Here is a 21,545-nt window from a genome sequence, read left to right as displayed (position 1 = left end):
AGGATAATCGATGAAAAAGTGGTCTCACTGGCTGGCGGCTGGGGCGCTGGCACTGGGCATGCAGAGCGCGCAGGCGGATGACGGCAAAACGCTCTATTTCTATAACTGGACAGAATACGTGCCGCCGGGGCTGCTGGAGCAGTTCACTAAAGAGACCGGCATCAAGGTGATTTATTCCACTTACGAGTCCAATGAGAGCATGTATGCCAAGCTGAAGACCTGGAAAGATGGCGCCTACGATTTGGTGGTGCCTTCGACTTACTTCGTTGCCAAAATGCGTAATGAAGGCATGTTGCAGAAGATTGATAAATCCCAGCTCAGCAACTTTAAGAATCTCGATCCTAACCTGCTGAACAAACCGTTCGATCCCAACAATGACTATTCGATCCCCTATATCTGGGGCGCGACCGCAATTGGGGTCAACACCGATGAAGTGGATGCCAAAAGCATCACCCGCTGGGCTGATTTATGGCAGCCGCAGTACAAGCAGAGCCTGCTGCTGACCGACGACGCGCGCGAAGTGTTCCAGATGGCGCTGCGTAAGCTCGGCTATTCGGGCAACACCCGCGATCCAAAGCAGATCGAAGCCGCTTATGAAGAGTTAAAAAAGCTGATGCCGAACGTGCTGGCGTTTAACTCGGACAATCCGGGCAATCCGTTTATGGAAGGCGAAGTGAACGTTGGCATGATCTGGAACGGATCGGCGTACGTGGCGCGCCAGGCCGGCACGCCGCTGCAGATTATCTGGCCGCAGGAAGGCGGAATTTTCTGGATGGATAATCTGGCGATTCCGGCTAACGCGAAAAACCGCGCAGGTGCGTTGAAACTGATTAACTTCCTGTTGCGTCCGGAAGTGGCAGCGCAGGTGGCGGAAACCATTGGTTATCCAACGCCAAACCTGGCGGCGAAGAAGCTACTGCCGCAGGCAGTGGCGAATGATCCTTCGCTTTATCCTTCTGAGGCGGTGATCAAAAACGGCGAGTGGCAGAACGATGTGGGTGATGTCAGCGTGCAGTATGAGACGCTGTTTCAGAAGTTGAAGGCGGGACGTTAGTCCTCTGCGCGTTTTCCCTCACCCTGCCCTCTCCCGCAAGCGGGAGAGGGTTCTAAAAAGTTCCATGTCCGCAAGCGGGAGAGGGTTCTAAAAAGTTCCATGTCCGCAAGCGGGAGAGGGTTCTAAAAAGCTCCATGTCCGCGGGTTCTAAAATAGCTCACGCCTTCAGCGGGTGAGGGTTGTTTTTAGCTCCTTCTCCCGCTTGCGGGAGAAGGTTGGGATGAGGGAAAGCGCGCACAAACTATTTATACAACCCACGCAAGAACGTGTGCACAAACTCCGGCACCACTTCACTGGCTAAACCGTAATGACGCTCGGCAAACTCATTGCCCACCTGGCTCGACTCCAGGTTCAGCTCCACGGTATGCGCGCCCTGCAGTTTCGCTTCATGAACAAAACCGGCGGCCGGATAAACATGACCCGAGGTGCCGATGGCAATAAACAGGTTTGCCTGCTCAATCGCCTGGTAAATCTCCTCCATCCCCAGCGGCATTTCGCCAAACCACACGATGTGCGGACGCAACATTGCCGGGAACTGGCAGCAGGTGCAGCGATCGTCCGGGGTTAAATCTTCTGTCCAGTCCAGCACTTGTCCACTGTTCACACAGCGCACTTTCAGCAATTCACCGTGCATATGCAGCACGCGCTGGCTGCCGGCGCGTTCATGCAGATTGTCGATGTTCTGTGTTACCAGCAGGAAGTTATCGCCCAGCACCTGCTCCAGTTCCGCCAGCGCTTTGTGCGCGGCATTAGGCTGAATCTCTGGCTGCTGCAGCTGTTGACGGCGCGCGTTGTAGAACGCCTGCACCAACGCCGGATCGCGCTGAAAACCTTCCGGCGTAGCCACATCTTCCACCCGGTGCTCTTCCCACAAACCATCGGCGGCACGGAAGGTGCGAATGCCGGACTCGGCGGAGATACCCGCACCGGTGAGTACCACCACGCGCGGTTGCGGATGCGCAGCCAGTTCAGCTTTGCGATCGCGCTCGAAGATGCGCTGGCGAAAGCGCTGATGCACTTTGCGGCGGTTTTTTTTGTCGCGGGCGAGTCGTAGGCGGCGGCGCGGTATGCGCATAAAAGCTCCTTAATCTGCGGCGTTTAACGCCGCGCTTCGGGTATTTTTCAGGCTAATTTGCCCGATAATAGCGGCTGCGTATGACGGCTGCATGCGGCAGACGCTGAAAATGTGCGCAGCCGCTAAAGCGGCTGCGCGGTCAATCTTACTGCCCGCTCAGCACGCGGGCCGGATCGATACGGCTGGCGCGCCGTGCCGGATACCAGCTGGCAATCAGGCTCAGCACAATCGCGGTGCCCAATACCGAAATCACATCAATCCAGTGCAGCTCGGACGGCAGGAAATCAATAAAGTAGATATCACCCGCCAACAGCTGATGCCCGGTAAGATGCTCAAACACCCGCATCACCGGCGTGAGATTGAGCGCCACCAGCACGCCGACCACCACGCCGCTGACGCTGCCGAGCAGACCCGCCAGCAAACCGTACCAGATAAAGATGGCGCGAATCAGGCCATCTTTGGCGCCCAACGTGCGCAGCACGGCGATATCGCTGCTCTTGTCTTTCACCGCCATCACCAGCGTTGAGACGATGTTAAAGCAGGCCACGCCAATCACCAGCACCATGGCTAAATACATAATGGCGCGAATCATCTGGATGTCACGGTACATGTAGCCGTACGTACCAATCCAGCTCTTGATGTAGACGTATGAATGCGTCACTTCACCGGCGTCGCGCACCAGCTTTTGCGCCTGGAACGGGTCATTCATCTTGAGCGCAATGCCGCTGACGCTGTCGCCCATATCCAGATATTTCTGCGCATCGGCCAGCGGCACCAGCGCCAGGCTGTGATCCAGCATACCGCTGAGCTGCAGCACGCCGCTGACCTGCAGACGAATGCGTTTCGGCTGCAGCAGCTTATTATCGCCATCGTTATTGGGGATCATGATGGTGATCCAATCGCCCTGTTTAACGTTAAGCGATTTGGCGATACCGCCACCGAGTATGATCTGTTGCTTACCGGCCGCGAACTGTGACCAGGCATTACCGGCGACGAAGCTCGGCAAGGCGCTCAGCCGTGACTCCTGCTGCGGATCGACGCCTTTCACCTGCAGCGCCTGCAGCTTCGCGCCGCTCTCAATCAGCCCGGTAAAGTTAATATAGGGCGCCGCAGCGGCAATGCCCGAAACCTGTTCAATTGGCGCGATCATCGGCTGCCAGTGACGGAACGGCTGATTAACCGGTTCGATTTCGCCGTGCGGCACCACCGCCAGAATGCGGTTGTTGAGCTCACGCTCGAAACCGTTCATAGCGCTCAGGCCGATGATCAGCACCGCCACGCCCAGCGCAATGCCAACGGTGGAGATGATGGAGATCAGCGAGACCATGCCACCACGCCGCCGACCGCGGCTAAAACGCAGCCCGAGCAGCAGGGATAAGGATGAACCCATCAGATCACTCCCAGCGTCAGTTGGTCGCTCAACTCGCCATCGCGCATCTCCATCTGGCGACTCAGGCGTTTCGCCAGTTGTAGATCGTGCGTCACCACCAGGAAGGCGGTGCCCTGCTTGACGTTCAACTCGCCCAGCAGCTCAAAAATCGCATCCGCGTTGCGCGCATCAAGATTACCGGTGGGCTCATCGGCCATCACCAAACGCGGACGATTCACCAGCGCGCGGGCAATCGCCACGCGCTGACGTTCACCGCCCGACAGCTCAGAAGGCCGGTGCGCAGCACGTTTATCCAGCCCCACCGCCGCCAGCATTTCACGCGCGCGGGATTCCACTTCTGCCTTGCCGATTTTGCCAATCAGCAGCGGCATCGCCACGTTCTCCAGCGCGCTAAAATCCGGCAGCAAATGGTGGAACTGATAGATAAAGCCCAGCTCGCGGTTGCGCAGTTCCGCCTTCGCGGCGGATGACATCGCATTCAGCGATTTGCCATCAAAAATCACATCGCCCGAGGTCGGCGCATCCAGACCGCCCAGCAGGTGCAATAAGGTACTTTTGCCTGAACCGGAGCTGCCGACAATCGCCGTCAGTTCACCCGGCTGCAGGCTGAAAGCCACATTGCGCAGCACATCGGTCTGCACGCTGCCTTCCTGATAGCGTTTACACAGGTCACGACACTGCAACAAAGGAGTATTACTCATAACGTAAAGCCTCAGCGGGTTGGACGGCGGCAGCGCGCCACGACGGATAAAGGGTAGAAATCAGCGCAACGGCCATCGAAACCAGCGCAATGGTGATCACCTGCAACACGTTGATGTCGACCGGCAGCGCCGCGCCATCCAGGAACAGACCGATCACCGGCATTAAATTATTCAGCTGGCTGGCCAGCAGTACGCCGAGCACGGTGCCAAGCAGCGCGCCAATGATCCCGGCGCTGGCGCCCTGCACCATAAATACCGCCACGATTTGGCGCCGGGTGAGGCCCAGCGTTTGCAGAATCGCTACTTCGCCCTGCTTCTCCATGATCAGCAGGCCCAGCGACGTAATGATGTTGAAAGCCGCCACCGCGATGATCAGGCTCAGCAGCAGCCCCATCATGTTTTTCTCCATGCGCACCGCCTGGAACAGATCGCCTTTGCGCTCGCGCCAGTCTTTCCACGTCAGGCCTTGCGGCAACGTTTGCTGGCTGAGCGCATCTACGCTCAGCGGCTTATCCAGCCACAGACGCCAGCCGGTAACGTTGCCGAGCGGATAGCGCATCACGCGTGACGCATCCTGCTGATTGACCAGAATCTGGTAGCCGTCAACTTCGCTGTTCGCCGCGTAGGTCCCTGCCACGGTGAAAATACGCTGACTGGGCAAGCGCCCGACCGGCGTGAACTGGCTGACCGACGGCACCATCAAACGCAGCTGATCGCCACGCTTGACACCCAGCTGTGCAGCCAGCTGTTCACCGAGGATGACGTTATATTGCCCCGCTTGCAGCACGCTTTGTTGGGTGTTAACGAGGAACGGTGTCAGCGGATCCTGTTCATCGGGATTGATGCCCAGCATCACGCCAACCGAGACGTTGCGTGCGCTCTGCAGCACCACATCAGCGGTGGTGAGCGGCGCCATGCGGGTGACGCCTTGCAGCTTGAGATCCTGCGCCGGAAGTTGTTGCGGATTGATACTGCCTTTCTCGCTGGTAACCAGCGCCTGCGGCATCAGGCCGAGGATATTGCCTTCCAGCTCGCGCTCAAAGCCGTTCATCACCGATAACACGGTGACCAGCGCCAGCACGCCGAGCGTGATACCGATGGTAGAGAGCCAGGAGACGAAGCGACCAAAGCGGTCTGAGGCACGTCCACGCATGTAGCGCAAACCGATGAATAACGCGACTGGTTGATACATGAGATCCGTCTTGGCAGTTGCCTAAAAATAAGTAGTGGGATGATAAAGGAGGTGCCTGCTTTATGAAACCTCTAACCCTCTGAGTCTGCGGCAAAGTTGTGTCAAAAACCGTCCCAGCGGAGGCTTATGCATAAAATTGCGACAAAATAATGTTGTTATTTGTACGTTTATTGGTCATAGGCTGGCGTAAACTCAATGATGTAGCACCCGATCAAGCACCGATTGTACCGAAGTAAGCGCCAGGCGCGGGAGTACAGACTATGTTGAAATTTCCTAAAGGCAGCATCGTTAAACATAAATCGGGCGAGATCAGAGGGGAGATTGTGAACGTTTTCGAACAGGGCGATTCGCCCACCGGTTATTACGTGAAGTGGGACGACGGCAACCACAGCTATCATCTGGAAAAAGAGCTGTCATGGGCCAATGTCGATCGACCCCGTATGCACTATACACAGCAATCCACCAAGTAGCAGAACCGACATAGTGTGAGAAATCGCACCACGACAGATGATCCTCAGGGCGGATTATGGAATGATGACGCCCTGTAATCCAAGGAGAGAATGTCGAGATCCCATGTCGGAACAGAGTCGTTATACCCTGCCAGTCAAAGCCGGCGATCATCGCCAGCTCGGCCAGCTAGTCGGCGCTGCACAAGCGCTTGAGTGTGCCAGCATCACCGAACGCCACAGCGGTCCGGTGTTGATGATTACCCCGGATATGCAATCTGCCCTGCGTCTGCAGGAGGAGATTCGCCAGTTCACCGATCTGCCGGTCACCAATCTCGCTGACTGGGAAACGCTGCCCTACGACAGCTTCTCACCGCATCAGGACATTATCTCCGCTCGTCTCTCCACGCTGTATCAACTGCCGAACTTAACGCGCGGCATGCTGATTATGCCGGTCAACACGCTGATGCAGCGCGTCTGTCCACACAGCTTCCTGCACGGTCATGCGCTGGTGATGCAGCAGGGGCAAAAACTGTCGCGCGATGCGCTGCGCGATCAGCTGGAGCAGGCCGGCTATCGCCATGTCGATCAGGTGATGGAGCATGGCGAATACGCCACGCGCGGCGCGCTGCTCGATCTCTTCCCGATGGGCAGCGATCAGCCCTATCGCATCGACTTCTTTGATGACGAAATTGATAGCCTGCGCCTGTTTGATGTCGATACCCAGCGCACGCTGGAAGCGGTCAACGCCATCAACCTGCTGCCTGCACATGAGTTCCCGACCGATAAAGCCGCCATCGAACTGTTCCGCAGCCGCTGGCGTGAAACCTTTGACGTGCGCCGCGAGCCAGAACACGTCTATCAGCAGGTGAGCAAAGGCACGCTGCCCGCCGGTATCGAATACTGGCAGCCGCTATTTTTCGAGCAGGAGCTGCCGACGCTGTTCAGCTATCTTCCGGGCAACACGCTGCTGCTCAACAGCGGCGATTTGCTGGCGAGCGCCGAGCGCTTTTGGCTTGACGCCAATGCGCGCTTCGAGAATCGCCGCATCGACCCGATGCGCCCGCTGCTGGAGCCGGTCACGCTGTGGCTGCGCCCCGATGCGCTGCTCAGCGAACTGAAAGCCTGGCCGCGCATGCAGCTGAGCAGCGAGACGCTGCCGGAGAAAGCCGCAAACACCAACCTCGGTTATCAACCGCTGCCGGAATTAACCGTGCAGGCGCAGGCCAAAGCACCGCTTGATCTGCTGCGTCAGTTCCTGGAGCAGTTCAGCGGGCAGGTGATTTTTTCGGTTGAGAGCGAAGGCCGCCGTGAAAGCCTGCAAGAGCTGCTGACGCGCATCAAACTGCGTCCGCACGCTATCGATCACTTCGATCAAGCCGTCGATCAGCCGTACAGCCTGATGATCGGCGCCAGCGAGCGTGGCTTTATCGATACCCAGCGCCAGCTGGCGTTGATCTGCGAAAGCGATCTGCTCGGCGAGCGCGTCAGTCGCCGCCGCCAGGATAATCGCCGCACCATCAATCCAGACGTATTGATCCGCAACCTCGCCGAGCTGCATCCCGGCCAGCCGGTGGTGCATCTGGAGCACGGCGTTGGGCGCTATATCGGCCTGACCACGCTGGAAGCCGGCGGCATCGTGGCGGAATACTTGATGCTCTCCTATGCCGGAGATGCCAAACTGTACGTGCCGGTTTCGTCGCTGCATTTAATCAGCCGCTATGCCGGTGGCGCGGATGAGAATGCGCCGCTGCATAAACTCGGCAGTGATGCCTGGTCACGCGCGCGGCAGAAAGCCGCCGAGAAAGTGCGCGACGTGGCGGCAGAGCTGCTGGATATCTACGCCCAGCGCGCCGCCAAGACCGGCTTCGCCTTTAAGCACGATCGCGATCAGTATCAGCTGTTCTGTGAAGGCTTCCCGTTTGAAACTACGCCGGATCAAGGCCAGGCGATCAATGCCGTACTGAGCGACATGTGCCAGCCGCTGGCGATGGATCGCCTGGTGTGCGGCGACGTGGGCTTTGGTAAAACCGAAGTGGCGATGCGTGCCGCGTTCCTCGCGGTCGAAAATGCCAAACAGGTTGCCGTGCTGGTGCCGACCACGCTGCTGGCGCAGCAACATTACGACAACTTCCGCGATCGTTTCGCCAACTGGCCGGTGCGTATTGAGATGCTGTCGCGTTTCCGTACCGCGAAAGAGCAAAGTCAGGTGCTGGAACAGGCACGCGAAGGCAAAGTCGATATTCTGATAGGTACGCACAAGCTGCTGTCGAACGATCTGAAATGGCACGATCTCGGCCTGCTGATCGTCGATGAAGAGCACCGCTTTGGCGTGCGTCACAAAGAGCGTATCAAGGCGATGCGCGCCGATGTGGATATCCTGACGCTCACCGCTACGCCAATTCCGCGTACGCTGAATATGGCGATGAGCGGCATGCGCGATCTGTCGATTATTGCCACGCCACCGGCACGACGTATGGCGGTGAAAACCTTTGTGCGCGAGTACGACAGCCTGGTGGTGCGCGAGGCGATCCTGCGTGAAGTGCTGCGCGGTGGCCAGGTTTACTATCTCTACAATGACGTGGAGAACATCGAGAAAGCGGCGCAGCGGCTGGCAGAACTGGTGCCGGAAGCGCGTATCGCCATTGGTCACGGCCAGATGCGCGAGCGCGATCTGGAGCGGGTGATGAACGATTTCCACCATCAGCGCTTTAACGTGCTGGTGTGTACCACCATCATCGAAACCGGTATCGATGTGCCCAGCGCGAATACCATCATCATTGAGCGCGCCGATCACTTTGGTTTGGCGCAGCTGCATCAGCTGCGCGGCCGCGTGGGCCGTTCGCATCATCAGGCATATGCGTGGCTGCTAACGCCGCATCCGAAAGCGATGACCACCGATGCACAGAAACGCCTCGAGGCCATCGCTTCGCTGGAAGATTTAGGCGCTGGTTTCGCGCTGGCAACGCACGATCTGGAGATTCGCGGTGCCGGTGAACTGCTCGGCGAAGATCAGAGCGGACAGATGGAAACCATCGGTTTCACGCTGTATATGGAGCTGCTGGAGAACGCGGTTGATGCGTTGAAAGCGGGTCGCGAGCCGTCACTGGAAGATCTCACCAGCAACCAAACCGAAATCGAACTGCGCATGCCCGCCCTGCTGCCGGATGATTTTATCCCCGATGTGAATACCCGTTTGTCGCTGTACAAACGCGTAGCCAGCGCTGCGGATGAGCAGGATTTGGCTGAGTTGAAGGTGGAGATGATCGATCGCTTTGGCAAACTGCCGGATGCGGCGCGTAATTTGCTGGACATCGCCGGGCTGCGTTTAGTGGCGCGCGAGTTGGGGATTCGTAAGATTGAAGCCAGCGATAAAGGCGGCTTCTTCGAGTTCGCGCCGCAGAACCACGTCGATCCAGGCTGGCTGATTGGCCTGCTGCAGAAAGATCCGCAGCAGTGGAAACTGGATGGGCCAACCCGTCTGAAATTCACCCGTGAAATGGCGGACCGGAAAATCCGTATGGAGTGGGTGCAGAGTTTTGTTAGCGAGCTGGCGAAGAACCGGGTTTAGTGGATATCCGCACGGAATCGTAGCGGCGCGATTCATCGCGCGCCTTTGACTCCGTGCGCCATTGATAAGGCGCAATAAATTGCGCCGCTACGAATCCGTGCGAGTTGAGGATCTCATATACAAAAAAAGCGCCTTACGGCGCTTTTTTCGTTACTGCTGCTGTGATGTAGCTTTGCCCAATTAGGCCTGATTCGAATTCAGGATCAGCTGACCGTTGCGGTCGAGCGGAATGCGGGTGCCAGGGTCATTCTCCATGCGGATCTTGCCCTGCTGGTCGCCTATTTTATAGGTCACGTCATAACCCAGCATTTTTTCCTGTTTATCGTATACCGTTTTGCAACGTTGCTCGTTGGTGGTGTAAGTATCACGATCCTGCAGCGCACCCTGCACCTGATTACCGCCGTAACCTCCGGCCAGCGCGCCAGCTACCGTCGCCACATCGCGACCGCGTCCGCCGCCAAACTGGTGGCCCAACACGCCACCCGCTACCGCACCCAATACTGAACCGGCGATACGATTCTCATCCTGTACCGCTCGGCGATGGGTTAAGGTCACATTGCGACACTCCTGTCGCGGCTGTTTGATGCTCTCTTTGATCGGCGTCGCCGACAGAACTTGTGCAAACTGCGGGCCGCGATCGAAAACATCCATGCTGGCGACTGCGGCAACACCTAACGCTGCTGCTACGCCGATACCGATACCCGCTAACATTGATTTATTCACAGGAATGTCCTCCTGAAGGTTGTTACCGCGCATTCCTGCCGCTACGAAATCCTGGTAGCCGAGGCATAACCGGCGTGCGCGCCGCGCCGTGTTTGTTGGTAATAAGTTTTACAGATGGACCGTAATTGCAACATCAGATTAATGGAGGAAACGCAGCGGAAACCCATCAGGGCCAGCTTTTAGGAGAGTTCTGAGAGCGGGTGTAATAGCGCCGTAACCTTAAGCTGAACGGGTATTTTCAGCAGGTTACGGCAGCGGGTGTGGCTTGGGGCGGGATTGCACCGCCCGAAAATCATTAGTGCAGCTTGAGGCGCGGACGCAGTACGCGGTTAAGACTGCCAACCAACATCATCAGCCCGGTCTTGAAGTATCCGTGGAGCGCAATCTGGTGCATACGATATAGAGAGATGTAGACAAAACGTGCAATACGCCCTTCTACCATCATTGAACCGCGCATCAGGTTACCCATCAAACTTCCCACGGTGCTGAAGCGCGACAGCGATACCAGAGAACCATGATCTTTATAAACGTAGGCTTTCAGCGGCTTGTCTTTACGCTGCGCGAGAATGTTTTCCAGCGCGCGGGAAGCCATCTGATGCGCTGACTGCGCGCGCGGCGGTACAAATCCGCCACCCGGCAGCGCGCAGGATGCACAGTCGCCAATGGCGTAGATATCATCATCCAGCGTGGTTTGCAGCGTCTCTTTCACCACCAGCTGATTAATGCGGTTGGTTTCCAGCCCGCCAATCTCCTTCAGAAAATCTGGCGCTTTAATCCCCGCCGCCCACACCATCAGATCGGCATCAATAAATTCGCCGCCTTTGGTATTCAAGCCGTTTTCCGTGGCGCTGGTGACCATGGTTTGCGTCAACACGCGCACGCCAAGCTTGGTCAGCTCCTGATGCGCCGCAGCAGAGATACGCGGTGGCAGCGCAGGCAAAATACGTTCACCGGCTTCCACCAGCGTGACGTTCAACGAAGAGCTGTCCAGACCTTTGTAGCCGTAGCTGTGAAGCTGTTTCACCGCGTTATACAGCTCAGCGGAGAGTTCCACGCCGGTAGCGCCGCCGCCGACGATGGCAATGTTCACTTTTTCCAGGCTGCCTTCGCTGGCCGAGAAACGCAGGAACAAGTTAAGCATTTCGTTGTGGAAACGGCGCGCCTGATGCGGGTTATCGAGGAAGATGCAGTGATCTTTTACGCCCGGCGTGCCGAAGTCGTTTGAGGTGCTGCCGAGCGCAATGACCAGGCGATCGTAAGCCAGCTCACGCTGCGGCACTAACAGCGCACCTTCGGCATCGCGGATTTCGGCCAGCTCAAGGGTTTTATTCTCACGGTTGATTTGCGTCAGCGATCCCAGCTGGAACTGGAAGCCGTGATTGCGCGCGTGCGCCAGATAGCTCAGCGCATCAATACCTTCGTCCATCGAACCGGTCGCCACTTCATGCAGCAACGGTTTCCACAGGTGGCTGTGGTTACGATCGACCAGAATGATCTCGGCTTTTTTCTTGCGTCCCAGCTTGTGACCCAGCTGCGTGGCCAGTTCTAAGCCTCCAGCACCACCGCCGATGATAACGATTTTTTCCATAGATGTAGTCAACAAAGACCCCCTCAAAGTTGTAAACCAATAGTTAATTAATGGTTAATAAAAACCTTAATAAACATAGGGTTGGCGACGTTAAATCGCGAGCTAAGGGCAGAATATCACGGCGTCGGAGACATAACATAAGAAAATTGATGTGGATCAATCTTTCAACAGCATTATCAGAATGTTACACATTTTATGCGCCGCATCACACGGCGCACGGGAGGTCAGGCGAGGAGTTTAAAGGCTTTGATGCGCTGTAAATGCGGCGCAATATTTTTAAATTTATGGCTGGCTTCGTCATCCCAGATGATTTCATAGAACGGCTGCAGCTGTGCCGCGCTGCGCTGATTATCCAGCGCTTCATCATTGCGCGACAAAATGGTCAGACAGCGGTTGCGATTCGTTGCGCGGAAATCGCTGACGCATTTGGTGGCAATATCGAGATACTCTTCCGGCCGATCTATTTTGCCTTCCATGTTTTCGAAGGGAAAAAGATTGGGATTGAAAATCGCCTGACGCATGCCGCAAAGAAAACCAATACGCTCGGCCCAATAACCGCCGAGGCCAACCCCGCAAATCAACGGATGCGCATCGTCGCCCTGTTGCAGCAACTTATCGCACTCTTTTAGCAGAAACTGCATGTCGTGTTTGGGATGACGGGTGCTGTAACTGACTAATCTGACGTCCGGGTCAATGAACTGCAGCTGCAGCACCTTTTCATGGTTGCCCGGACTGTTGGAATCAAAACCGTGCAAATAGATGATCATGATTTTCCTCAGCGTGAAGTGAGATCCGGGCAGCGACGCTTAGCTGACCGAAGCTTTATGCGCCAGCCAGCGCTGTTGCAACGCGCTGAGTTGACGCTGATTCTGCCGCCAGCGCTCGCTTGCCAGCAGGCTTTGACGGGTCATACGGCCCTGATGGTATAACTGCGTCACGCGCTCTGCCCCGATCGGCGTCAAGTTATCCAACACGCTTACTGCGCCTGCTCGCTGATTGCACACCAGGATCATATCGCAACCGGCATTCAGCGACTGCTGCGCGCGTTCGGCATAGCTGCCCATCACCGCCGCGCCTTCCATCGACAAATCATCGGAGAAGATCACGCCGTTGAAGCTGAGCTCTTTACGCAGCACGGTTTGCAGCCAGTAGGGCGAACCGCTGGCAGGAAGCGGATCCACCTCAGTATAGATAACGTGCGCCGGCATCACCGCATCGAGGAGCTGTTCGTCAATCAACTGCTTAAAGATTGCCATGTCATGCTGGCGCAGCGTGGCGGCATCGCGCGGATCGCGCGGCGTCTCTTTATGTGAGTCCGCGCTGACCGCGCCGTGACCGGGGAAGTGTTTGCCGGTGGTTTTCATGCCGGCTTCATGCATGCCGTTGATAAAACGACGCGCGATCTGCAGCGCAATCGCCGGATCTGCATGGAATGAACGATCGCCAATTGCCGCGCTGATGTGGCCAATATCCAGCACCGGGGCGAAGCTGATGTCGATGTCCATGGCGATCATCTCCGCCGCCATCTGCCAGCCAGCCTGCTGCGCCAGTTCACCGGCACTGTTGAGATCGTGCAGCGCAGCAAAAGATTGCATCGCTGGCAATTGGGTAAAGCCGTCGCGGAAGCGCTGCACGCGGCCACCTTCCTGATCCACGGCGACCACCAGCCGATTACGCGAAGCGGCGCGAATCTGGCGCACCAGCTCTGCCAGCTGCGCAACATCATGGAAGTTACGGGCAAACAGAATCAGCCCGCCCACCAACGGATGCTGCAGAATGTCGCGCTCTTCGGCATCAAGCTCATAGCTCTCGACGTCAAGCATCAGCGGTCCAGGCGTGTTCATGGTCATGATTAAAATCCTAGGTTAAAGGTCATGCCAGCTGGCCTGCGCCAGCTGTTGTAATGTTTCATCCTGACTCTGCTCGGCCCGCAGCTGGTACCAGCTGGCCATCAGCAGTTGCAGCCACGGCTGCCAGCGCTGCATCTGGCGCGCCAGTACCCGCTCATCAAGCTGCGCGCGCGCGGCGTAACCGGCAATCCACGCCGGGCGCATATCACCATCAACCGCGCAAACTGCCGCCAGCTCCAGCGCCACATCGCCGTCGGCGGCATATTCCCAGTCGATCAGGCGTAAACCCGTGGGTGTGGCGACCAGGTTGCCGGCATGTACGTCCATATGCAGAGGCGCAAGGCGCAGCGGCTGCGGCTCGGCCTGCTGTAATAAGCGTTGCAGCCGACGCTGCCAGCGCCAGTGACGCTGACGACAGAGCTGCCAGTAACGCTGCAGCAGCGGCGCTAAACGTAAACGGTAGCCGGTGAGCGGCTGTTGATGCAGACGCTGCAGCAGCGCCAGAATGGCCTCGCGCTGCGCATTAAATTGCGCGGGCGTGAGCACCTCGCCCGGTAACCAGCTCTGTAGCAGCCACGGATCGTGCCACGCCAACGCCTGCGGCCCCAGTTGCGCATGACGCAGCTGGCGCAGCACACGGTATTCGCGTTGGCGATCGACAAACGGAATCGGCTGCGGCGGCGCACGACGCGCCAGCAGCTCGCCCTGCTCGGTTTGCACGCGCACGCTTTGTCCGCTCAGTCCCGGCTGCGCGAAAAAATGACCGGCAGCTTGCGCCGTCGGCCATTGTTGCTGAATCATGTTTTGCAGCTGAGAATCAGGGTTGAGCAACACCGTTTCCTGACCAGATGATTTCACCGGTCTGCACCATCATCAGCTGCATTTGCAGCGTGGGTGCTTTCACATCGCCCTGCGCATTGCTGTACAGCACATACTGCGCGTTGACGTTACGTGCCAGGCCAATCGCTTTGCTGCGCGAGTTCAGACTGTCATCCGGCGACAAGCCCAGCGTCTGCTTGGCCTGCGCCAGCTGTTCTGGGGTGATCAGGGTGAATTTACCGTTGTTAGCCAGGGCGTTCTGAATCGCGTCGGTGGCCTTGTCGGTCTGCAACGATCCGTTGGTGCTGTTTTTAATGCGGTCCACCAGCAGCACGCTGCCTGGATTCACACCGGATGATTGCACCATCTTGCCGACCAGCGGCTGCACGCTGGCATCCCAGTTAATGGTTTTCAGCTTTGGCGGCTGTGGCACGGTTTGCGGCGGCGGCACTGGCTGCGTCGGCGGTTCTACCGGCTGGGTTGGCGGGGTTGGCTGCGTCGGTTCAACCGGTGCCGGCGTCTGTTGTTGCACCACACAACCGGTGAGCATTAGCGCAAACAACAGCGCGCCCGAACGTTTTACACTGCGAATCACAGCTTACTCCTCAAAGATAAAGATAGAGACGCACCTTACTGGCGGTCGGATTGCCCATTTGCGAGGCCACTTCTACGCTGCCATGCGCCGGTACGATTTGGCTCTGTGCCGGCTCTTCTGGCGTAATTTCCAATCCTTTGTCGTCGTACCAATAGAAACGATAGTGCACTTTTACCGGCGTTTCACGCTGGTTGTACAACACGCTCATGGCACGCTGCTGACCATCTTGTTCAGTCAACGTTGGATCATCGGTAATGATGCCTGCTGACAGCACCGCCGACTCCATCACCAGCGACTGCGAAGTATTAATCATCGGCTTATCGCTGCTGCAACCCGCAAGGGTCAGCAACAGCAAGCCACTCAGCCATTGACGCATCACATTATCCGCCTGAGTTAGATGGCCAGCATCGGGCCCAGCGGCTGACCGCCGACCAGGTGCATATGGATGTGATAAACCTCCTGACCGCCATGGCTATTACAGTTCATGATCAGGCGATAGCCATCTTCTGCAATGCCTTCATCACGGGCAATTTTTACCGCCACGGTAATCATGCGGCCCAGCGCCTGCTCATGCGCAGCCTGCACATCATTGGCGGTAGGAATCAATACGTTAGGAATGATCAGAATATGGGTGGGCGCTTTGGGCGCGATATCGCGGAAGGCGGTGACCAGTTCGTCCTGATAAACCACGTCGGCGGGAATCTCGCGACGGATGATTTTACTGAAAATGGTTTCTTCAGCCATGGTGCATTTCCTTAAGCCTGAGTTCAGTCAGGCAGTATGCGTGAGGAATTCCATTTCTTTCAACCTCAGGACCACAATTCCTGCATTAAATGGCTGCGTTTACGCCGTTTTGTCATTTTGCCTGCCCTGTGCTGCACCTCGCAATTCTCACATCTGATTAACCACAAAAATGAAACGCTGTTTTATAAATTAGAGATATCACGCCATTTTCTTTGTGATTTTGCCACGACGTTTTAAAGCATTGCGAAATCACGAAGGTTTGCCGGCTTAAGCCGCTCTACTTTCAATCCAATCCGAGCAAGTTGTACGGAGTGATGAGGGATGTGTTTACCGACTAATTCAAGGAGAACCTGCCATGCGCTCTCGTAAGATTGGCCTGGGCCATTATCTGGCCTATGGTTCCGGGGATTTCCTCGGTGCAGGCACCACGGCGCTGACTGCCGCCTGGCTGCTCTACTTCTACACCACCTTTTGCGGGCTCTCGCCGATTCAGGCCACCTTCATTTTTGCCGCCGCCCGCGTGCTGGATGCGGTCGTAAGCCCGCTGATGGGATTCCTGACCGATAACTTCGGTTCAACCTGGCTTGGCAAACGTTTTGGCCGCCGCAAGTTCTTTATCCTGCTCGGCATCCCTTGTGTGTTCAGCTACAGCCTGATGTGGGTTGGCGACATGAGTTTCTGGTGGTATCTGCTGACCTATCTGTTGTTCGATATGGTCTACACCATGATCCTGGTGCCTTATGAAACGCTGGTACCGGAGATGACCGACGATTTTAAACAGAAAACCCGCTTCTCCGGCGCGCGTATTGGCCTGGCGCAACTCTCGGCCATTCTGGCGGCATTCCTGCCGGGCGTGTTGATTGGCTGGTTTGGCAAAGAAAATCCTATCTCCTTCTTCTACGCCAGCCTGGTGTTCTCGGTAATTTGTGCGCTGGTGTTAACGCTGGTGTGGCTGTTTACCTGGGAGCGCGATCCAGACGACTTCTCTGCCGAATCACGTCGTGCAGAGCAGGAGAAATCACAGCTGACGCTGATGCAGAGCCTGAAACGCCTCTACACCGAGCTGGCCTCAACGCTGCGCATTCGCATTTTTCGTCAGCATCTTGGAATGTATCTTGGCGGCTATATTGCGCAGGACGTGTTCAACGCGGTATTCACCTGGTATGTGGTGTTTGTGTTGATGCAAAGTGCCCAAATCGCGTCCAATCTGATGGGCACCATGGCGGTGATGCAGTTTATTGCGGTGATGGCGATGATTCCGCTGTGTATCCGCCTTGGACCCGCCCCCGCCTATCGCATGGTGGTCGTACTGTTCGGTCTCAGCGCCCTCTCCTACGCTGGCTTGTGGTACGCCGGCATGAACGACAACTTCGCGCTGCTGGTACTGATTTCAGGCCTTGCCGGCCTTGGTCGCGGCGGCATCAATTATGTGCCGTGGAACACCTACACCTATATTGCTGACGTCGATGAAGTGATTACCGGCCAGCGTCGCGAAGGCATCTTCGCCGGCATTATGACGCTGACGCGTAAGGCGTCGCAGGCGGGTGCGGTGATGTTTGTCGGCATCGTATTACAGTTAGCCGGTTTCTCCTCCGGCCAAACCACCCAGGTGCCTGCCGTCGGCCATACCATTTTGGCAATTCTCAGCGTTGGCACCCTATGCGTGCTGGCCTGCGGCTTCATTATCTCACTGCGTTTCAAGCTCAACCTGCAAACTCACACCGTGCTGCGTGAAGAGACGCTGAAGATGCGCGCAGCCGGACGCGTGGTGCCTGAACGCATTACGCCACAGGCGCGCGGCATCGTCGAAATGCTGGCGGGCATGCCGTATGAAAATCTGTGGGGCAATAACAACGTCGGTTATCTCAATCGCCATAAAGCGGCTGCGCCACCGCTGCCGAGCCAGCCGCGATCTTTACCTTCTCTACCTACTACCCTGATTAATGATAGGAATGAACCATGACTGTATTTCCTGTAAAGCACAGCGCGTTGCTGCGCCAACCTGAGTATCTGTTGCCACGAACCGAACTGGTGCAGTTGATTCATCAGCTCACGCAGAATCTGGTGAATATTACCGACCATAGCGGTGAGTTTTTGCTGCGCCTTGACGATGGGCGGGTGATCGATACTAAAGGCTGGGCCGGTTGGGAGTGGACGCATGGCATCGGTCTATATGGCATGCTGCACTATTATCAACAAACCGGCGATCAGGCGACGTTGAAGATTATTGATGACTGGTTCAGTACGCGGTTGGCGGAAGGTACGCCGACCAAGAACGTCAATACGGTTTGTCCGTTTTTGACGCTGGCCTACCGTTATGAAGAGACGCGAAATGCGGCATGGCGGCCAGTGCTGGAGCGTTGGGCAGAATGGGTAATGTATGAGATGCCACGCACCGAGCAAGGCGGTTTGCAGCACATCGTCTATAACAACGAAAATACCCAACAGCTGTGGGACGATACGCTAATGATGAGCGTGATGGCGCTGGCGAAGATTGGTCAGCTGCTCGATCGCCCAGAGTTTGTGGAGGAAGCCAGCTATCAGTTCCTGATTCATACCCAATATTTGATGGATCGCCAAACCGGTTTGTGGTTCCACGGCTGGACGTTTGATGGGCGACACAATTTTGCCAACGCACGTTGGGCGCGTGGCAACAGCTGGCTCACCATCGTAATCCCTGATTTTCTCGAAATGATGAACTGGCCACAACAGCATGCAACGCGCCGTTTCCTGCAGCAGGTGCTGGAGAGTCAGGTGAAGGCTCTGAGCAGTTGTCAGCACAGCAGCGGTTTGTGGCATACCTTGCTCGACGATCCCAATAGCTACCCAGAAGCCTCTGCTACAGCCGGTTTCGCCTACGGCATTCTCAAGGCGGTGCGCAAACATTATCTCTCCGCAGAATATCTCCCCATGGCGGAGAAAGCGTTGCGCGGGGTAATCGGCAATATCGACCAGGATGGGGAGTTGAAGCAGGTATCGTTCGGCACGGCAATGGGCAGCGATCTGGAGTATTACCGCCAGATACCGCTTACCTCGATGCCGTATGGCCAGGCAATGGCGCTGCTGTGTTTGACGGAGTATTTGCGGGTCTACTTGTAATAAAAAATGCCCTCATTGGAGGGCATTTTTAGGCACCGAAATTAAAGTGCGTTGAAGCGGCGGCAGAGGAGTAAAGCATCCCAAGCCATGGATGGCTTGGGGCGAGCCCCAGGGATGGTTTATGGCGTCTTTACGATCTGACGCCGCTTCATCGCACCGGCTCTGCCCACCAACTTAGGTTACATACTGCGGATATAGTCATCCATTTCGGTTTTCAGGTTATCGGACTTAGTACCGAAAATTGCCTGAACGCCTGAACCTGCCACCACGACGCCACGTGCACCCAGCGTTTTCAATTCAGCTTGATCCACTTTACCCACATCCGCCACGCTCACGCGCAGACGGGTAATGCAGGCATCCAGATTAGTGATGTTCTCTTTACCACCAAACGCGGTAACCAGTTTGCCCGCCATTTCGCTGCCGGTTGCGCTGCTCTGCTCCATTGCAGTGTCCTCGCGGCCAGGTGTTTTCAGGTTCAGTTTCACAATCAGGAAACGGAATACGGTGTAGTAAATCAGGCCGTAAATGATGCCGACAATCGGGAATAGCCAGATTTTGCTGCTGTTGCCGCTCAGCACGATAAAGTCGATCAAACCGTGTGAGAAACTGGTGCCGTCACGCATACCGAGCAGAATACAGATTGGGAATGCCAGACCTGCCAGAATCGCGTGGATCACATACAGAATCGGCGCGACGAACATGAAGGCGAACTCGATCGGTTCGGTAATACCGGTCAGGAACGAGGTCAGCGCGGCCGAGATCATGATGCCGCCCACTTTGGCGCGGTTTTCTGGTTTAGCCGAGTGCCAAATCGCGATAGCAGCGGCTGGCAGACCATACATTTTGAACAGGAAGCCGCCTGAGAGTTTGCCTGCGGTTGGGTCACCCGCCATGTAGCGCGGAATATCACCGTGGAATACCTGACCTGCCGCATTGGTGAATTCACCAATCTGCATCTGGAAAGGAACGTTCCAGATGTGATGCAGACCAAACGGCACCAGCGAACGCTCAATCAGACCGTACAGTCCAAAGGCGACCACCGGGTTTTGATAGGCTGCCCACTGCGAGAAGTCCTGAATAGCGGTACCGATTGGTGGCCAGATGAACGACAGCACTACACCGGTGAAAATCGCCGCCAGGCCCGAGATGATCGGCACAAAGCGCTTGCCCGCAAAGAAGCCGAGATACTCAGGTAGCTTGATGCGATAGAAGCGATTAAACATATAGGCAGCAATCGAGCCGGCAATAATCCCGCCGAGCACACCGGTATCTGCCAGATGCTTAGCTTCGATTTCCGCAGCCGAGATATGCAGCACCAGTGGCGCGACCACCGCCATGGTTTTCACCATGATGCCGTAAGCAACCACAGCCGCCAGCGCTGAAACGCCGTCGTTATTGGTAAAGCCGAGCGCTACACCAATCGCAAAGATTAGCGGCATATTGGCAAATACCGAACCACCCGCTTCGGCCATTACGTGGGAAACCACTTCCGGCAGCCAGCTAAAGTTTGCAGAACCAACACCTAACAAAATACCGGCAATCGGCAGAACCGATACCGGCAACATCAGCGATTTACCTACTTTCTGCAGGTTCGCAAATGCATTCTTGAACATAGAAACTCCTGAGTATGAGTGCAATTTTTTTGCGCAGTGCGCATGGCTCAGGGGGAGGATCCTTCGCCGGGGTGACGCTGAGCGTCTTTTGATTTATTACGAAGAGTAAAATAAATCGCTAATTGTTAAATTGACGGCCATCACATTTCGCTAAGGATAGGTCTGTCCTTTCAGTCATTTCTTACTGACTTGAGCTAATAAACAGCAATAAAACACTGCCTGCGTCGATGAAGACGCAGTGCAGCTGTATAATTTGTGATTAATTACAGTGTTTGAAATAAAGCAGTTAGCAGCCGAGACGGCTCATCGGGATATGGAACAGGCGGGAGAAATTTTCCGTGGTGGCTGCGGCCAGCGTCTCAATATCGACACCTTTTAACACCGCCATGTAGTCCGCAACATCGCGGGTAAATGCGGGCTGGTTTTCTTTACCACGATGCGGCACCGGCGCCAGATAGGGTGAATCCGTCTCCACCAGCATACGATCCAGCGGCACATAGCGCGCTGCATCGCGGATCTGCTCGGCGTTGCGGAACGTTAAAATGCCGGAGAAAGAGATGTAAAAGCCGAGATCCAGCAGCTTGGCCGCGGTTTCCTTATCTTCAGTGAAGCAGTGCAGCACGCCACCACATTTTTCTACCTGCTCTTCACGCAAAATCGCCAGCGTATCCTCACGCGCATCGCGCGTATGCACAATAATCGGTTTATTCAGTGCGATGCCGGTGCGAATGTGCTCGCGGAACGAGGCTTGCTGCTGCGCTTTAGTTTCCTGCTGATAGAAGTAATCCAGCCCGGTTTCACCCAGCGCCACGACGCGATCTTCCGCGGCCAGGCGACGAAACTCTTCAACGTCGTACGGCGCCTCCTGATTCAGAGGATGTACGCCACAGGCCAACGCAATGTTTTCACGGTCGCCAACCAGCTGTTTGATTTTGTAGTAATCCGGCAAGGTGGTGGCGATCGCGAGCATAAACTTCACATCGCGCGCGGCGGCTTTTGCGATGACATCATCCAGATCGCGATGATGTTTTTCGTAATCAAGGCCATCAAGATGGCAGTGTGAATCGACAATAAACATAGAAATC

The 21,545-nt window shown here is 56.2% G+C and carries 19 protein-coding genes; 5 read left to right on the top strand and 14 right to left on the bottom strand.

Going from position 1 to position 21,545, the window contains the following annotated elements; translation table 11 throughout:
* Window positions 1-10: 10 nt before the first annotated feature.
* A complete protein-coding gene (gene potD / locus AC790_RS05330) occupies window positions 11-1,054 on the top strand; it encodes a spermidine/putrescine ABC transporter substrate-binding protein PotD (protein WP_049851117.1) in 1,044 nt (347 codons plus the stop codon).
* A 241-nt stretch (window positions 1,055-1,295) separates the two neighbouring features.
* Here the strand turns inward: potD and cobB are convergent, their stop codons facing one another.
* The 4 genes from cobB to lolC all read right to left on the bottom strand — a co-directional run bounded on the left by cobB (window position 1,296) and on the right by lolC (window position 5,412).
* Window positions 1,296-2,129, bottom strand: coding sequence for a Sir2 family NAD+-dependent deacetylase (gene cobB / locus AC790_RS05325; protein ID WP_049851116.1), 834 nt, complete (start codon window positions 2,127-2,129; stop codon window positions 1,296-1,298).
* 145 nt (window positions 2,130-2,274) lie between these two features.
* Window positions 2,275-3,519 carry a lipoprotein-releasing ABC transporter permease subunit LolE gene (gene lolE, locus AC790_RS05320; protein WP_049851115.1) on the bottom strand — a complete coding sequence of 415 codons (1,245 nt, stop codon included), beginning with the start codon at window positions 3,517-3,519 and terminating at the stop codon, window positions 2,275-2,277.
* Window positions 3,519-4,220, bottom strand: coding sequence for a lipoprotein-releasing ABC transporter ATP-binding protein LolD (gene lolD, locus AC790_RS05315; protein WP_049851114.1), 702 nt, complete (start codon window positions 4,218-4,220; stop codon window positions 3,519-3,521). The genes lolE and lolD overlap by 1 nt, the downstream gene beginning before the upstream one ends.
* Window positions 4,213-5,412, bottom strand: coding sequence for a lipoprotein-releasing ABC transporter permease subunit LolC (gene lolC, locus AC790_RS05310; protein ID WP_049851113.1), 1,200 nt, complete (start codon window positions 5,410-5,412; stop codon window positions 4,213-4,215). Before lolC ends, lolD begins: the two co-directional genes overlap by 8 nt.
* A 260-nt stretch (window positions 5,413-5,672) precedes the next feature.
* On the opposite strand from lolC, the gene AC790_RS05305 reads away from it, so the two are divergent.
* Both AC790_RS05305 and mfd read left to right on the top strand, forming a co-directional pair.
* On the top strand, window positions 5,673-5,882 hold the full coding sequence (locus tag AC790_RS05305) for a hypothetical protein (protein ID WP_007885732.1): 210 nt from the start codon (window positions 5,673-5,675) through the stop codon (window positions 5,880-5,882).
* Between the two features lie 103 nt (window positions 5,883-5,985).
* Complete coding sequence (mfd, locus tag AC790_RS05300; RefSeq protein WP_007885733.1) at window positions 5,986-9,429, top strand: transcription-repair coupling factor; 3,444 nt, start codon at window positions 5,986-5,988, stop codon at window positions 9,427-9,429.
* A 180-nt stretch (window positions 9,430-9,609) separates the two neighbouring features.
* Here the strand turns inward: mfd and AC790_RS05295 are convergent, their stop codons facing one another.
* From AC790_RS05295 to hinT, 8 genes are all read right to left on the bottom strand, one after another.
* Complete coding sequence (locus tag AC790_RS05295) at window positions 9,610-10,152, bottom strand: glycine zipper 2TM domain-containing protein (protein ID WP_007885735.1); 543 nt, start codon at window positions 10,150-10,152, stop codon at window positions 9,610-9,612.
* 295 nt (window positions 10,153-10,447) lie between these two features.
* Window positions 10,448-11,752, bottom strand: coding sequence for an NAD(P)/FAD-dependent oxidoreductase (locus AC790_RS05290; protein WP_085982480.1), 1,305 nt, complete (start codon window positions 11,750-11,752; stop codon window positions 10,448-10,450).
* Window positions 11,753-11,964: 212 nt separating this feature from the next.
* The gene (gene ycfP, locus AC790_RS05285; RefSeq protein ID WP_007885741.1) at window positions 11,965-12,507 is read right to left on the bottom strand and encodes an alpha/beta hydrolase YcfP; all 543 of its coding nucleotides are present in this window, start codon (window positions 12,505-12,507) and stop codon (window positions 11,965-11,967) included.
* Between the two features lie 39 nt (window positions 12,508-12,546).
* Entirely contained in the window at window positions 12,547-13,590 is a 1,044-nt protein-coding gene (nagZ, locus tag AC790_RS05280) for a beta-N-acetylhexosaminidase (RefSeq protein ID WP_049851112.1), read from the bottom strand.
* 15 nt (window positions 13,591-13,605) lie between these two features.
* On the bottom strand, window positions 13,606-14,391 hold the full coding sequence (thiK, locus tag AC790_RS05275; protein WP_369817580.1) for a thiamine kinase: 786 nt from the start codon (window positions 14,389-14,391) through the stop codon (window positions 13,606-13,608).
* 16 nt (window positions 14,392-14,407) lie between these two features.
* Entirely contained in the window at window positions 14,408-15,004 is a 597-nt protein-coding gene (gene lpoB, locus AC790_RS05270) for a penicillin-binding protein activator LpoB (protein ID WP_049851110.1), read from the bottom strand.
* A 10-nt stretch (window positions 15,005-15,014) separates the two neighbouring features.
* Window positions 15,015-15,380, bottom strand: coding sequence for a YcfL family protein (locus tag AC790_RS05265; protein ID WP_007885751.1), 366 nt, complete (start codon window positions 15,378-15,380; stop codon window positions 15,015-15,017).
* 17 nt (window positions 15,381-15,397) lie between these two features.
* Complete coding sequence (hinT, locus tag AC790_RS05260; protein ID WP_049851109.1) at window positions 15,398-15,748, bottom strand: purine nucleoside phosphoramidase; 351 nt, start codon at window positions 15,746-15,748, stop codon at window positions 15,398-15,400.
* Between the two features lie 355 nt (window positions 15,749-16,103).
* On the opposite strand from hinT, the gene AC790_RS05250 reads away from it, so the two are divergent.
* Complete coding sequence (locus AC790_RS05250) at window positions 16,104-17,711, top strand: MFS transporter (RefSeq protein WP_049851107.1); 1,608 nt, start codon at window positions 16,104-16,106, stop codon at window positions 17,709-17,711.
* Complete coding sequence (locus AC790_RS05245; RefSeq protein WP_049851106.1) at window positions 17,708-18,847, top strand: glycoside hydrolase family 105 protein; 1,140 nt, start codon at window positions 17,708-17,710, stop codon at window positions 18,845-18,847. Before AC790_RS05250 ends, AC790_RS05245 begins: the two co-directional genes overlap by 4 nt.
* A 179-nt stretch (window positions 18,848-19,026) precedes the next feature.
* Here the strand turns inward: AC790_RS05245 and ptsG are convergent, their stop codons facing one another.
* Together ptsG and AC790_RS05235 are read right to left on the bottom strand one after the other, a co-directional pair.
* The gene (gene ptsG, locus AC790_RS05240; protein ID WP_049851105.1) at window positions 19,027-20,460 is read right to left on the bottom strand and encodes a PTS glucose transporter subunit IIBC; all 1,434 of its coding nucleotides are present in this window, start codon (window positions 20,458-20,460) and stop codon (window positions 19,027-19,029) included.
* Window positions 20,461-20,746: 286 nt separating this feature from the next.
* Window positions 20,747-21,538, bottom strand: a complete 792-nt coding sequence (locus tag AC790_RS05235) for a metal-dependent hydrolase (RefSeq protein WP_007885767.1) — start codon at window positions 21,536-21,538, stop codon at window positions 20,747-20,749.
* Between the last annotated feature and the right edge of the window lie 7 nt (window positions 21,539-21,545).

Origin of the sequence: Pantoea sp. RIT-PI-b (genome assembly GCF_001187905.1) — a bacterium.
In the GTDB taxonomy this organism is placed as follows: Bacteria; Pseudomonadota; Gammaproteobacteria; order Enterobacterales; family Enterobacteriaceae; genus Pantoea; species Pantoea nemavictus.
Note: the sequence above shows the minus strand (reverse complement) of the source record. Positions and strands in the feature narration are given on the sequence as shown.